Source organism: Actinomycetospora sp. 2LY8.5 (genome assembly GCF_057180585.1).
The window spans coordinates 13,370-26,813 of the sequence record NZ_JBXUHE010000046.1 but is presented as its reverse complement, the minus strand read 5'-3'; the positions used below and the strand labels follow the sequence as shown (position 1 = coordinate 26,813).

The 13,444-nt window shown below is 74.5% G+C and carries 13 protein-coding genes; 5 read left to right on the top strand and 8 right to left on the bottom strand.

All coding sequences use genetic code 11. The features are described from left to right. Positions 1–76 precede the first annotated feature (76 nt). Complete coding sequence (locus tag AC2A1K_RS30730; protein ID WP_483900152.1) at positions 77–1,594, bottom strand: leucyl aminopeptidase; 1,518 nt, start codon at positions 1,592–1,594, stop codon at positions 77–79. Positions 1,595–1,666: 72 nt separating this feature from the next. Here AC2A1K_RS30730 and gcvT point away from each other — a divergent pair, with 72 nt between their 5' ends. Both gcvT and AC2A1K_RS30720 read left to right on the top strand, forming a co-directional pair. Next, positions 1,667–2,773, top strand: a complete 1,107-nt coding sequence (gene gcvT, locus AC2A1K_RS30725) for a glycine cleavage system aminomethyltransferase GcvT (protein WP_483900151.1) — start codon at positions 1,667–1,669, stop codon at positions 2,771–2,773. Positions 2,774–2,783: 10 nt separating this feature from the next. Then, the gene (locus tag AC2A1K_RS30720) at positions 2,784–3,296 is read left to right on the top strand and encodes a cupin domain-containing protein (RefSeq protein WP_483900150.1); all 513 of its coding nucleotides are present in this window, start codon (positions 2,784–2,786) and stop codon (positions 3,294–3,296) included. Positions 3,297–3,328: 32 nt separating this feature from the next. On the opposite strand, the gene AC2A1K_RS30715 is transcribed toward AC2A1K_RS30720, so the two are convergent. Next, positions 3,329–3,991 carry a DUF2461 domain-containing protein gene (locus AC2A1K_RS30715; RefSeq protein WP_483900149.1) on the bottom strand — a complete coding sequence of 221 codons (663 nt, stop codon included), beginning with the start codon at positions 3,989–3,991 and terminating at the stop codon, positions 3,329–3,331. 117 nt (positions 3,992–4,108) lie between these two features. Here AC2A1K_RS30715 and AC2A1K_RS30710 point away from each other — a divergent pair, with 117 nt between their 5' ends. Next, positions 4,109–5,209: a branched-chain amino acid aminotransferase gene (locus AC2A1K_RS30710; RefSeq protein WP_483900148.1), complete on the top strand. Its 1,101-nt coding sequence runs from the start codon at positions 4,109–4,111 to the stop codon at positions 5,207–5,209. A 142-nt stretch (positions 5,210–5,351) separates the two neighbouring features. Here AC2A1K_RS30710 and AC2A1K_RS30705 read toward each other — a convergent pair whose 3' ends face one another. Genes AC2A1K_RS30705 through AC2A1K_RS30690 form a run of 4 tightly spaced genes read right to left on the bottom strand, consistent with a single transcriptional unit; the run spans position 5,352 to position 8,330 of the window. Then, complete coding sequence (locus AC2A1K_RS30705; protein WP_483900147.1) at positions 5,352–6,110, bottom strand: adenosylcobinamide-GDP ribazoletransferase; 759 nt, start codon at positions 6,108–6,110, stop codon at positions 5,352–5,354. Beyond that, positions 6,110–7,114: a nicotinate-nucleotide--dimethylbenzimidazole phosphoribosyltransferase gene (locus AC2A1K_RS30700; protein WP_483900146.1), complete on the bottom strand. Its 1,005-nt coding sequence runs from the start codon at positions 7,112–7,114 to the stop codon at positions 6,110–6,112. Before AC2A1K_RS30700 ends, AC2A1K_RS30705 begins: the two co-directional genes overlap by 1 nt. Positions 7,115–7,137: 23 nt before the next feature. Next, on the bottom strand, positions 7,138–7,662 hold the full coding sequence (gene cobU, locus AC2A1K_RS30695) for a bifunctional adenosylcobinamide kinase/adenosylcobinamide-phosphate guanylyltransferase (protein WP_483900170.1): 525 nt from the start codon (positions 7,660–7,662) through the stop codon (positions 7,138–7,140). An 11-nt stretch (positions 7,663–7,673) separates the two neighbouring features. Then, entirely contained in the window at positions 7,674–8,330 is a 657-nt protein-coding gene (locus AC2A1K_RS30690; protein ID WP_483900145.1) for a DUF3043 domain-containing protein, read from the bottom strand. Between the two features lie 81 nt (positions 8,331–8,411). Between AC2A1K_RS30690 and AC2A1K_RS30685 the strand changes: the two genes are divergently transcribed. Beyond that, positions 8,412–9,608 carry a glycerate kinase family protein gene (locus tag AC2A1K_RS30685; protein ID WP_483900144.1) on the top strand — a complete coding sequence of 399 codons (1,197 nt, stop codon included), beginning with the start codon at positions 8,412–8,414 and terminating at the stop codon, positions 9,606–9,608. A gap of 165 nt (positions 9,609–9,773) precedes the next feature. Then, positions 9,774–10,145, top strand: a complete 372-nt coding sequence (locus AC2A1K_RS30680) for a HesB/IscA family protein (RefSeq protein ID WP_483900143.1) — start codon at positions 9,774–9,776, stop codon at positions 10,143–10,145. A gap of 65 nt (positions 10,146–10,210) precedes the next feature. Here the strand turns inward: AC2A1K_RS30680 and AC2A1K_RS30675 are convergent, their stop codons facing one another. Together AC2A1K_RS30675 and asnB are read right to left on the bottom strand one after the other, a co-directional pair. Then, positions 10,211–11,197, bottom strand: coding sequence for an adenosine kinase (locus AC2A1K_RS30675; protein ID WP_483900142.1), 987 nt, complete (start codon positions 11,195–11,197; stop codon positions 10,211–10,213). A 129-nt stretch (positions 11,198–11,326) separates the two neighbouring features. After that, positions 11,327–13,285: an asparagine synthase (glutamine-hydrolyzing) gene (asnB, locus tag AC2A1K_RS30670; RefSeq protein ID WP_483900141.1), complete on the bottom strand. Its 1,959-nt coding sequence runs from the start codon at positions 13,283–13,285 to the stop codon at positions 11,327–11,329. Positions 13,286–13,444 lie beyond the last annotated feature (159 nt).

The window sequence follows — 13,444 nt, the reverse complement described above, 5'->3', positions numbered from 1 at the left end:
TGCGGCGGAGCGGTGACTCCGGCGGGGTGATGTCCGGGTTCATCCTTCCACCTCGCCCGAGGTGCCCGCCCGGCGATCAGCCCTGGCGGGCGATGTCGTCGAGCACGGCCGCGATCGTGCGGACGGGGACGCCGGTCCCGCCCTTGGGGGTGTACCCGTGCGGGCCGCCGGTGTTGAACGCCGGGCCCGCGATGTCGAGGTGCACCCATGGCACGCCGTCGGCCACGAACTCGCGCAGGAAGATGCCGCCGACGAGCATCCCGCCGAAGCGGTGGTTGGTGACGTTGGCGAGGTCGGCGACGCGCGAGTCGAGGTCGCTGCGCAGCTCCTCGGGCAGCGGCATCGCCCAGCCGCCGTCGCCGGCCGCCACGGCGTTCGCGGCGACGCGGTCGCGGAAGGCCTCGGTGCCCATGACGCCCGGGGTGCGCGCGCCGAGCGCGACCAGCTGGGCACCGGTGAGCGTGGACGTCTCGAGCAGGTAGTCCGGCGCGTCCTCGCAGGCACGGGCGATCGCGTCGCCGAGGATCAGCCGGCCCTCGGCATCGGTGTTGAGGACCTCGACGGTGGTGCCGCCGTACATCGTCAGCACGTCGCCGGGGCGGTACGCGGTGCCCGACGGCATGTTCTCGGCCATCGGGACGGTGGCGACGACCTCGACGTCGAGCCCGAGCTCGGCCGCCAGGCAGGTCGCGGCGACGACGCCCGCGGCCCCGGACATGTCCGAGGTCATGTGGTCCATGTTCGCCGCCGGCTTGATCGAGATACCGCCGGTGTCGAACGTGATGCCCTTCCCGACGAGCGCGACCTTCTTGACCGGGTTCGCCGGGCGGTAGGTCAGACGGACCAGCCGCGGCGGCCGTGAGGACCCGCCGCCGACGCCGAGCACGCCGCCGAACCCGGCCTCGGCCAGCTGGAACTCGTCGAGGATCTCCACCGACACGCCGGCGGTCTCGGCGAGCGTGCGGGCGCGCTCGGCGAAGGCGTCGGGGTAGAGGTCGTTGGGCGGGGTGTTGACGAGGTCGCGGGCGGCGGCGACCCAGCGGGCGACGGCACCCGCGCGCGTCAGCACGGCCTCGTCCCCGTCACCGACGAGCCCGACCCGGGCCAGCTCGGTCGGCGCGGTCTCGGGGGCCTTCTTGTAGTCGGTGAAGGTGTAGTCGCCGAGCAGCGTGCCCTCGACCGCGGCGGCGAGGTCGAGCGTCGAGAGCGTGGTCACGACGTGCGCGGCGTGCCCGTGCAGGGTGCGCGCGGCGGCGCCGGCGGCGCGGCGGACCTGCTCGGCGAGATCGGGCGCCTCGCCCGCGGCGTCGGCGTCGGGCTCCCCGCCGAGACCGACCGCGAGCACCTGGGCGGCCCCGATCGCCCCGCGCGTCGGCACCCGGGTGACCTCCCCGACCTTGCCGGTGCCGCCCAGGAGGGCGACGAGTGCGGGGAGGTCGCCCGCCAGGTCGCCGAGCACGGCCGTGTCGCCCGCCACGACGGGATCCGCACCACCCTCGCCGGGGCGGACGCCGACGACGAGGGCGTCGGTGTCGGTGAGGGCGTCGGCGCCCGGCGTGGCGCCGAGGAGCTCGAGGGCGGGGGTGCTGCTCACGTGCGGTCTCTCCCCAGATCGGCGGTGTCGATCACATGCTAGGACCGGGCGGGCTCGGTTACCGTCCCGCGGGTGTCCGACACCGTGACCGACGCGCGCCGTAGCCCGCTGCACGACCGACACGTCGCCCTCGGGGCCACGTTCGCGCCCTTCGGCGGCTGGGAGATGCCCGTCCAGTACTCGGGCACCGTGGCCGAGCACACGGCGACGCGCGAGTCCGTCGGCCTCTTCGACGTCAGCCACCTCGGCAAGGTCCGCATCAGCGGCCCGGGCGCGGCCGCGTTCGTCGACCGCTGCCTGACCAACGACCTCACCCGCATCGGGCCGGGCCGGGCGCAGTACACGCTGTGCTGCGCCGAGGACGGCGGGGTGATCGACGACCTCATCCTCTACCTGGTCGCGCCGGACGAGGTGTTCGCCGTGCCCAACGCCGCCAACTCGGCGGGTGTCGGCCGGCAGCTCGCGGAGGCCGCGCCGGAAGGGATCACGGTCGCCGACGAGCACGACGCGCACGTCGTGCTGGCGGTGCAGGGTCCGCGGTCGCCGGAGGTGCAGGCGGCGCTGGGGCTGCCCGCGGACCAGGACTACATGGCGTTCGTCGACGCGGAATGGTCCGGGCGTCCGGTGCGCGTGTGCCGCACGGGCTACACCGGCGAGCGCGGCTACGAGCTCATCGCGCCGGCCGACGGCGCCGGGGAGCTGTGGGACGCGCTGGCCGCCGCGGTCACCGAGCAGGGCGGCCTGCCCGCCGGTCTCGGCGCCCGCGACACGCTGCGCACCGAGGCCGGGCTGCCGCTGCACGGCCAGGACCTGGGGCCGGACATCACACCGCTGCAGGCCCGCTGCGGGTTCGCGGTGGGGTGGAAGAAGGACGCGTTCTGGGGCCGCGCCGCCCTGGCCGCCGAGCGCGAGGCCGGGCCGCGACGCCGGTCGTGGGGCCTGCGCGCGACCGGGCGCGGGGTGCCGCGCGGGCACATGGCCGTTCGTCGGGGCGAGGAGGTCGTCGGCGAGACCACCTCGGGCACCTTCTCCCCGACGTTGCGGACCGGCATCGCGCTCGCGCTCCTCGACACCGCCGCGGGCCTCGACGAGGGCGACGTCGTGGCGATCGACGTGCGCGGCCGGGCGCTCGAGTGCGAGATCGTCAAGCCGCCTTTCGTGCCGTCGCACGTGCGGTGAGGATGCGCGGGTGAGCTTCCCCACGGAGGACCCCGCGATCCCGGCGTCCGACCCCGGCGTCTATCGCTTCCGCTCGCAGTCCGAGCAGGCAGGCCCGGCGATCTTCCTCGCGCCCGGCGACGTCACCGGCGGCGGTTACGGGCTGTTCGAGAGCGCCGCCGAACCGGGGCGCGTGGGCGCCGTGCCGCACTATCACACGGGGTTCACCGAGGCGTTCTGGGTGATCTCGGGGCGGCTCGCGGTGATGAGCGGGCGGGAATGGCAGGTGCTCGGGAGCGGCGACTTCGCCCACGTGCCCGTCAACGGTGTGCACGCCTTCCGCGCGGTGGGCGACGAGCAGGCCCGTTTCCTCATCCTGTTCGTGCCCGGCTCGCCGGCGTCGCGCTACCCGCGCGAGCACTACTTCCGCGGACTCGCCGAGCGCTTCGCCCGTGGTGCCTCGCCGGAGGAGATCGACGAGTTCGCCCTCGAGTGCGACCAGGTCAACCTGCGCGGCTGGGAGAGCGACCCCATCCCCTCGTGAGTACTTTCCGGCCCTATAGCGCCGGAAAGCACTCACGTACGGGAGCGGCGGCCGGGCCGCTCGGCGGCGTCGTCGAGGTCGACGCCGACGTGGTCGTCGAGCCACTGACCCAGCGGCGCGAGGCGGCGCCAGGTCGTCGCGACGCGGTCGGCGAGCTCCGGGCTGTGCAGCTCGTCCGACGGCGGCCAGGCGTACCAGGCGTAGAGGCTCTTGTGTCGCAGCAGCTCGAGGCGCGGGTGCTCCGGGTCGACGCCGCGCGGCCGGGACCTGAGCTGCTCGCCGCCGATCGTGAACCCGTCGGCGCGCAGGCCGTCGACGATCTTCTCCAGCGCCGGGCCGTGGCGATCGTCGTCCACGGCCGCCCGGAAGCGCGCGAGCTGCGCCGAGGTCATCCGGTAGTAGCCGCCGGCCATCATCAGCCCGTCGGCGGAGACCTGGACGTAGTGCGGGCCTGCCGTGGCCCCGCACTGCGTCTTGTAGGGCGTCTTGTCGGCCGCGAACCGCACGTCACGGTAGGGGCGGAACACCTTGCCGGTGCCGAACTCCGCGGAGAGGTCGGCGAGCAGCGCGAGCATCGGCGCACGCACCTGCTCCTCGTAGATCGCCTTGTTGTCGGTCCAGTACGCCTTGGTGTTGTCGGCCTCGAGACCCTCGTAGAAGTCGACGACCGCGTCGCCGAAGCCGGGGAACGTCACGGAGCCATCCTGACGTGTCGACCCGCGGAGGGCGGGGTGGGTGGTGCGCGACGGACGGGTGACCGTACCGGTGACGCGGCCCGCCCTCGGCCTTCCCTCGACGTCTAGGCTGACGTCATGAGCACGACCTTCGCCCACACTCCGCACCCCGCCCCGGCGTCCGCGGAGCGTGTGGCGGAGGTACTCACCGCGCCCGGGTTCGGGAAGTTCTTCACCGACCACATGGTCACGATCTCCTGGGACGCCGCGCGCGGCTGGCACGACGCCACCGTGGGCCCGTACCAGCCGCTGTCGATGGACCCCGCCGCGGTCGTCCTGCACTACAGCCAGACGATCTTCGAGGGGCTCAAGGCCTACCGCTGGGCCGACGACTCGGTGCACGCGTTCCGCCCGGCGGCCAACGGGGCCCGGATGGCCCGGTCGGCCGAGCGGCTGGCCATGCCCCCGCTGCCCGAGGACCTGTTCCTGGACTCGCTGCGCGAACTCATCGCGGTCGACCACCGCTGGGTGCCGGCGGCGGGCGGCGAGGACTCGCTGTACCTGCGGCCGTTCATGTTCGGGTCGTCGTCGGGCCTGGGGGTGCGGCCGAGCGAGGAGTACCTCTACCTCCTCATCGCCTCCCCGGCGGGCGCGTACTTCCCGCGCGGTCTCGCCCCGGTCACCGTGTGGCTGTCCACCGACTACGTGCGTGCGGTGCCCGGCGGCACCGGCGAGGCGAAGTGCGGCGGCAACTACGCGGCGTCGCTCGCCGCGCAGGCCCAGGCGTCGGCGCAGGGCTGCGACCAGGTGGTGTGGCTCGACGGCTTCGAGCACCGGTGGATCGAGGAGATGGGGGGGATGAACCTCTTCTTCGTGTTCACCGACTCGTCCGGCGCGGTCGAGGTGGTCACCCCCGAGCTGTCCGGCTCGCTGCTGCCCGGCGTGACGCGCCGGTCGCTGCTCGAGCTCGCGCAGGAGGAGGGCGCCACGGTCACCGAACGTCGGATCTCCACCGACGAGATGGAGAAGGAGGTCGCCGCGGGCCACCTCACCGAGGTGTTCGCGTGCGGCACCGCGGCGGTGATCACGCCGGTCGGCACGGTGAAGCACGAGGGCGGCGGCTACGACATCGGCGACGGCACGCCCGGCCCGATCACCCACCGCCTGCGCGACCGCCTCACCGCCATCCAGCGCGGCGCGGCCCCGGACCCGCGCGGGTGGATGACGAAGCTGGCCTGAGTTCGCGCTCTTGGGGCAGCGAACGCGCTGTTCGCTGCTTCTAGGCGCGCGATGTCCCCGTTGATCACGACGGCGCGCTCGCGGTTCCTGCTGCGAGCGCGCCGAACGTGCGCATAGACGCAGCGAACGCCACGTTCGCTGCTCAGACGGTGGCGAGGACGAACAGGGCGGCGGTCGCGGCGAGCTCCGCGCAGGCGCCGAAGACGTCGCCGGAGACGCCGCCGAGGCGCCGGCGGGCGTGGGCGGCCACGAGCACGACGACGATCCCGGCGAGCACGGCCGCCGCCGGCGCGCGCGAGCCCAGCACCGGGAACGCGCCTGCCGCGAGCACCAGGGCCCACGCGGGCGCCACCCACGCCGGCTGGGTCCCCGCGACGAGGGCGCCGAAGCCGTCGGGTGACGCCGCCGGCACCCCGCGGCGGGCGATCCACCCGAAGGCCGCGCGCCCGAGGCCCAGGGCCAGCGCGCCGCCGACCACCGCCGTGACGAACCCCCGCTCCGCGAGCGCCCCGAACGCCGTGGCCTGCGCGCCGAGCACGACGACCAGCCAGATCACCGCGAACGCGCCGGTGCCGGGATCGCGCATCACCGCGAGCGTGCGGGCGGCGCTGCCGTGGCTGCCGTGGCTGCCGAGGCCGTCGGCGAGATCGGCGAGCCCGTCGAGGTGCAGGCCCCGGGTGGCCAGGGCACCGAGCCCGACGGCGACGAGGCCCCCGAGCAGACCGGGCGCCCCGAGGGCGACGAGACCCGTCGCGGCCGCCCCGAGGAGCGCGCCCAGCACCACGCCGACCAGCGGCACCACGGCCACCGCCACAGCCGCCGCCCGCCGGTCGATCCGCGAGGCCCGGACCGGCGCGACGGTGAACATGGCGATCGCGAGGGCGACGCCGGCGCGCAGCATCAGGGCGTGGCGGCGACGGCCGCGCGCACCAGCCCGACCGCCGTGAGCGCACCCGTGCCCTGCCCGGCGCGCATCTGCAGGTCGAGCAGCGGCTCGAGGCCGAGCACGTCGAGCGCGAGGGCCTGGGCCGGCTCGGTGCACCGCGACCCGGCGACCCACCACGCCCGCGCGCCGGGCGCCCCGGTGTCGGCGAGCAGCGCGGCCACCGCCGTCGCGGCGCCGTCGAGCAGCACGGGAGTGCGCCGGCGGGCGGCTTGGGCGAGGAAGCCCACGAGCGCGGCGAGGTCGGCCCCGCCGGCGAGGCGCAGGAGCCCCTGCGGGTCGCGCTGGACCGACCGGGCGCGCCACAGCCCGTCGCGGACCGCGGCGGCCTTCACCATCCACACGCGGTCGTCGATCCCGCTGCCGCGCCCCACCACGGCCACCGGCTCGCGCCCCGTCATCGCCGCCGCGAGCACGGCCGTCGGGGTGCTGACGCCGACCGCCAGCTCGCCCGCGACCAGCAGGTCGGCGCCCTCGTCGACCTCCTCGTCGGCCACTTCCCGGCCCGCGCGGACCGCGGCGGCGGCCTGCTCCTCGGTCAGCACGTCCTCGCGGTCGAGCCGACCGCCGCCCCGCACGACCGCACGGTCGTCGCGGGCGTCTCCGGTCGCGGGCGCGGCGAGGCCCACGTCGACGACCCGCAGCCCGGCCCCCGCCGTCTCGGCGAAGCGGCAGACCGGCGCGGAGCCGTCGCGGGCAGCCGCGACCCGCGCCGCGGTGTCGGTGGGCGCGTGGGCGGACACGCCGGCGGCGGCGATCCCGTGGTCGGCGGCGAACAGCACCGCGCGCACCCGCCGCGGCGCGCGGGCGGGCGCCCGGCCCTGACAGGCGCCGAGCCACGCGGCGAGCTCCTCGAGACGCCCGTAGCTGCCGCCGGACAGCGCCGACAGCGCCTCCCGGCGGGCGGTCTCGTCGGGGGGCGCCACGGCGTTCGACGGGGCGGTCGAGGTCGCGGGCTGCACGCCGACGACGGTATCCAGAGACCTCACCGCAGTCGCAGCGGCACCCCGGCCACCAGGAGCCACACCTCGTCACACACCGCGGCGAGCTCCTGGTTGAGGGCGCCGAGCTCGTCGCGGAAGCGGCGCCCCGCGCTCGTCGAGGGCACGACGCCGAGCCCGACCTCGGCGGACACGAGCACGAGCGTCCCGGTGAAGCCCGCGACGGCCGCGACGAGCTCCTTGCGGGCGGCCGAGACCGACGGCGCGTCGCGCGCCCAGCCGGCGTCGTCGAGCAGGCCGGTCACCCAGGTGGCGAGGTCGTCGACGAGCACCGGGTCGGTCGGCGCCGTCCCGAGGACCGCGGGGACGTCGGCGTCCTCGGCAGTGCGCCACGCGGCGGGGCGGCGGGCGCGGTGGACCGCGATGCGATCGGCCCACTCGGGGTCGGCGGCGGGGTCGACGCCGCGCGCGGTGGCCACGTAGAGGGCGGGTGCGTCGGTGTCGAGCAGGGCCTCGGCGTAGGTGGACTTGCCGGAGCGCGTGCCGCCGAGGACGAGGACGCGGGAGATCGGTCCACCCTCTAGTCGACCGGGGTGCCGCGCGCGACCCGGGGCGCCGGCATCCGCAGCTTGCGGATCTGGGTGGCGCGGGTGAAGGCGTACCAGCCGTACGACAGGCCGCCGACCTGCTCGTCCGGGAACTTCGCGCGCACCTTCGAGACGACGTGACGGCCGAGCAGCACGCCCTCGAGGGCCATCATCACGAGCATGATCAGGCAGATCAGGCTGCCCGCGGTCTGCACGGCGGGGACCGGGACGATCACGGTGACGAAGATGACCACCGCGAGGGGCATGAACAGGCCCATGAGGTTGCGCCGGGCGTCGACGAGGTCGCGCGCGTAGGCCCGGGCGGGTCCGCGGTCGCGGGGCATGAGCACCTTGTCGTCGCCGGCCATCATGCGCTTGCGGCGGTCGGCGGAGGCGGCGCGGCGTTCCTCCTTGCTGCCGCGCATGGAGCGCGCGCGCTTGATCGCCTCGCGCTGCGTCTTCGGCGCCGGCGCCACGGGACCGCGCTTCTTGCCCTCCGCGTCCCGGCGCGACGGCGTCGGGCGGCCCTTGCCCGCGGTCTGCGAGCGCACCCGCTCGCCGACCACGACGCTCTCGCGGTCCTCGGTCTCGTCCGTCGCGGGGGCGTCGGAGGACTCGGAGGAGGCGGTGCCGCGGCGCAAGAACTTCACGCCGCCCAGGATAGGACACCTCGTCGACGGTCGAGCTCCGCTGCGCTTCGTCTCCCGCGGCTACCCCCTACCGTGATCGGCATGCGCGTACTGCTCGCCCCCGACTCCTTCGGCGGCAGCCTCACCGCCGCCGAGGCCGCCACGGCGATGGCGGAGGGCTGGGCGCGCACGCACCCGGCCGACACGACCGTGCTGCTGCCCCTCGCCGACGGCGGCACCGGCTTCGTGGAGGTCCTGCACACGGCGCGCGGCGGCACCCGTCACGACGTCGAGGTGACGGGCCCACTCGGAGAACCGACGACCGCGACGTGGCTGGAGCTCGACGAGCCGGGAGACGCAGGTCAGCACGGCACACCGAGAGGGGAGCGGAGCTCGGCCATCAGAACCGCGTACGTCGAGTCGGCGTCGGCGTGCGGGCTGCACCTGGTGCCCGAACGCACCCCGGAGTCCGCGGCCTCCGCGACGAGCCGGGGCGTCGGCGAGCTGGTGGCCGCGGCGGTGGTGGGGAAGCCGACCCGCGTGGTCGTCGGTCTCGGCGGCTCGGCCAGCACCGACGGCGGTGCCGGGATGCTCTCCGCGCTCGGCGCCGACCCCCTCGACGACCACGGCGCCCCGCTGCCCGACGGCGGCGGTGCGCTGGCGGCGGTGGCCCGGCTGGTGGGGCTGCCCGGGGTCCGGGAACGCCTGGCGGGCGTCGAGCTGGTCGTCGCCGCCGACGTCGACCACGTCCTGACCGGACCCGAGGGCGCCGCGGCGGTGTTCGGGCCCCAGAAGGGCGCCGACGACGACACCGTCGCCGCGCTCGATGCAGCCCTGGCCACCTGGGGCGGCGTGCTGGGGGAGGAGTGCGGGCTCCCCGGTCTCGCGGCGCAGCCCGGGGCGGGCGCGGCGGGCGGGCTGGGCGCGGCGCTCGCTGCCCTGGGCGCGACCCGCGTGCCCGGCGGAGAGCTCGTCCGCGACGTCGCCGGGCTGGACGCGGCGATGGACCGGGCGGACCTCGTCGTCACCGGCGAGGGACGTCTCGACGGGCAGTCGCTGCACGGCAAGCTCGTCTCGGTCGTCGCCGCGCGGGCCCGCGAGCACGGCGTGCCGTGTATCGCACTGGCCGGGCAGGTCGACATGTCCACCGGCGAGGCGATCGAGGCCGGGCTGGACGGCGCCTACTCGGTGGCGGCCGACGTCGGCTCCGTCGAGGCCGCGCTCGCCGAGCCCGCCGCCCGCCTGGCGGACCTGGCCGAGGGTGTCGCCCGACGGTGGGGAAACAGGCCTCCGGGGTGAGGCGGGGTGAGGCGGGGTGAGCGCGCTCGCATGAAGCACCGCGCGTGGTGTGCGAGCATGGGGGACGGGCCGCGGGTCGGGTACACCGGTCTCGCGGGAATACACGGCACCGCGACGAGTTGTGCCGGGTGAGTGCACTGCGTCCCGGGAGCTCAAGGGAGAACCATGACCGTCGAGAACCCCGCCGCGCCGACCGAGGCCGAGACCAAGCCCCACGGTGTCGAGCTGACCGACCAGGCGGCCGGGAAGGCGAAGGCCCTGCTCGACCAGGAGGGCCGCAACGACATGTCGCTGCGCATCGCCGTGCAGCCGGGCGGCTGCGCCGGCCTGCGCTACCAGCTGTTTTTCGACGACCGCAGCCTGGACGGCGACCTCGAGCGCGACTTCAACGGCCTGACCGTCGCGGTCGACCGCATGAGCGCCCCGTACCTGCAGGGCGCGGTCATCGACTTCGTCGACACCATCGAGAAGCAGGGCTTCACGATCGACAACCCCAACGCGGGCGGATCGTGCGCCTGCGGCGACAGCTTCAACTGATCGCCCGCTGACGACACACGGCCCCGGACCTCCTGAGGTCCGGGGCCGTGGTCTGTCCGGAGTACTTACAGACCCGAGACCTCCTGCGCGACCTTCGCACGCAGGTTCTCCGGCGGCTGGGCGCCCAGCTGGGCGACGACATGGGACGCGGCGACCGCGCCGATCCGCCCGGAGGTCGCGTGGTCGAGCCCGCGGGTCCAGCCGTAGAGGAAGCCGCCGGCGTAGGCGTCGCCCGCGCCGGTGGTGTCGACGACCTCGTCGGCGTCGCGGATCCCGACCTTCTCGACGGTGCCGTTCGCGTCGTACACCGTCGAGCCCTTGGGCCCGTGGGTGACGACGACGACCTCGGCGTTGCCGCCGTGGCCGCGCAGCAGCGAGGTGACCTCCTCGGTGCCGAGCAGCGCCGCGACCTCGTCCTCGTCGGCGATGAGGATCTCGACGTTCTCGCGCAGCAGCTCGCGGAAGTACTCGCGGTGGCGCTCGACGCAGCCGGCGTCCGACAGTGTCAGGCCCACTCGGGCCTCGCTCTTCGAGGCGGCGTCGACGATCTTGCCGATCGTGGCGCGCGCCTGCTCGGTGTCGGCGAGGTAGCCCTCGATGAGGCTGACCCGGCTGCCCGCGACGTCGTCCTGCTCGATGTCGTCGGGGGCGAGCGCGGTGCAGGCACCGAGGAACGTGCTCATGGTCCGCTCGCCGTCGGGCGTGACCATGACCAGGCAGCGGGCGGTCGCCGGGCTGCCCGACAGCGCCGGCGTGGTGAAGTGCACGCCGTGCGAGCGGATGGACTCGGTGAACGAGGTGCCGAGCCGGTCGTTCGAGACCTTGCCGACGTAGCCGGCGTCGGCGCCGAGCGCCGCGGCGATGGCGATGGCGTTGGCGACGCTGCCGCCCGAGCGCTCCGTCGTGTCGCCGGCCTCGGTGTAGAGCTTCTCGGCCTGGGCCTCGTCGATGAGCGTCATGCCGCCCTTGGGCAGCTCGTGCGCACGGATGGTGTCGTCGTCCGTGCGGAACAGCACGTCGACGATGGCGTTGCCGATCCCCAGTACGTCCATGCCTACCTCTCGCATCGCTACGTCCTTCGGACCCGGGACGCGCAGCGAAGCGGAGCCGGACCCATGACCGGCGATCGACCCTAGGCGAAACTCAGCGCGACCGGGACCGCACCGTTGCGTGGCGCACGTTCACGCATACACCGGGTAGTTGGGCTCCGGGATCTCCGGGCGGATGCGCTGCTCGACGAAGATGCCGTGCCAGAGCATGAACACGAGCAGTGTCCAGATGCGGCGCGAGTGGTCGACGGGGCTGCTTCCCGCGGTCCAGCTCCCGCCCAGAGAACGATGCGGGGCTGCGTGGGCCGCCCGGTGCTCGTCGATGAGCCGCAGGACGGCCGCCTTGTCGAGGATCGCGTCGGTCTGCGAGTCGCGGACGATCTGCCGCGCCCAGTCGAGCATGTCGTGCGCGAGCCAGTAGCGGATCGGCACGGGGAACCCGAGCTTGCGGCGGTTCAGCACGTGCGGGGGCACGATGCCGTCGATCGCCCGCCGCAGCGCGTACTTCGTGGTGCCGTGCGCGAGCTTCTGCTCGGTCGGCAGGTGCGACGCGACCTCGAACACCTCGCGGTCGAGGAACGGCACGCGCAGCTCGAGCGAGTTGGCCATCGTCATCTTGTCGGCCTTGACGAGGATGTCGCCGCGCAGCCACGTGAACAGGTCGACGTGCTGCATCCGCGCCACCGGGTCCCACGTGCCCGAGTCCGCGTACAGCGGGGCGGTGACGTCCACGTGCGACAGGCCCGGGTCGTGGCCGCGCAGGACCGCCGCGAGCTGGTCGTTGCGGAAGATGCGGGCGTTGCCGTAGTACCGCTCCTCGAGGGGGAGCGCGCCGCGGCGCAGCAGGTCCTTGCCGCGCATGCCGTCGGGCAGTCGGTTCGAGAGCGCGCCGGCGAGCTTGCGCACGGCGCCGGGGAGCTTCTCGAACGGCGCGAGGGACAGTGGCTCCCTGTAGATCGTGTAGCCGCCGAAGAGCTCGTCGGCGCCCTCGCCGGAGAGGACGACCTTGACGTGCTTGCGGGCCTCGCGCGCCACGAACCACAGGGGGACGAGCGCGGGATCGGCCACCGGGTCGTCGAGATACCAGACGATGAGCGGCAGCGCGTCCATCATCTCCTGGGCTGTGACCTCGCGGACGACGTGCCGCACCCCGATCGCCTCGGCCGACTCGCGGGCGACGTCGACCTCGGAGTAGCCCTCGCGCTCGAAGCCGGTGGTGAAGGTGACGAGGTCCGGGTTGTGCTCGCGGGCGAGCGTGGCGATGGCCGTCGAGTCGACGCCGCCGGAGAGGAACGCGCCGACGGTGACGTCGGCGCGCATGTGCTTGGCGACCGAGTCGCGCAGCACCTCGGTGATCTCGGCGTGCAGGCGGACCTCGTCGTCGACCGGCTTCACGTCGAACTGCGGGACGAAGTAGCGGTCGGCGGTCATCGGCTCGCCGGGGACCACCGTGAAGCTCGTCCCGGACTCTACGCGGCGGACGGACCGGTGCAGCGTCAGCGGCTCGGGGACGTACTGCAGCTGCAGGTAGTGCTGCAGCGCGGTCGGGTCGGGCGCGGTGGTGGGTTCGCCGAACGCCGTGGCCAGCTCGAGGAGGCTCTTCTTCTCGCTCGCGAACGCCACGCCGTGGGGGCCGGCGGCGACGAAGAGGGGCTTGATGCCGAACGGGTCGCGGGCGCCGAACAGGACGCGCTCGTGGGAGTCCCAGACGAGGAACGCGAACATGCCCCGCAGCCGGCGCACGGCGTCCTGGCCCCACACGTCGTAGGCGGCGACGATGGCCTCGGTGTCGCCCTCGGTGGCGAACCGGACGCCGTGGTCGCGGGCGAGCTCCTCGCGCAGTTCGAGGTAGTTGTAGATCTCGCCGTTGAAGACGATCCGGTACCGGTCGCTCGCGTAGGTCAGGGGCTGGTGCGAGCCCTCGACGTCGATGATGGACAGCCGGTTGAAGCCGAGCACCACATCGTCGTCGTGCCACTCGCCGGACTCGTCCGGACCACGGTGGCGCATGCACGTGAGGCTCTCGCGCACCGCCTCGGCGCGGGCCGGGGCCCCGCCGTCGGACGTGATCAATCCCATCAGGCCGCACACGCGTCCGCTGACACCTCCGGTTCCGGGGTCGCCTTGATACCGACTGGCTCCCGGGCGCAGCCGGGTCGGCCCAGTATGACGACCGCACGGGATCGATCCGGGCGCGCCCTCCGCCACGGTCGTCCGCCTCCGGCGCGGCAGCCCCCGCTGCGCGGCGTG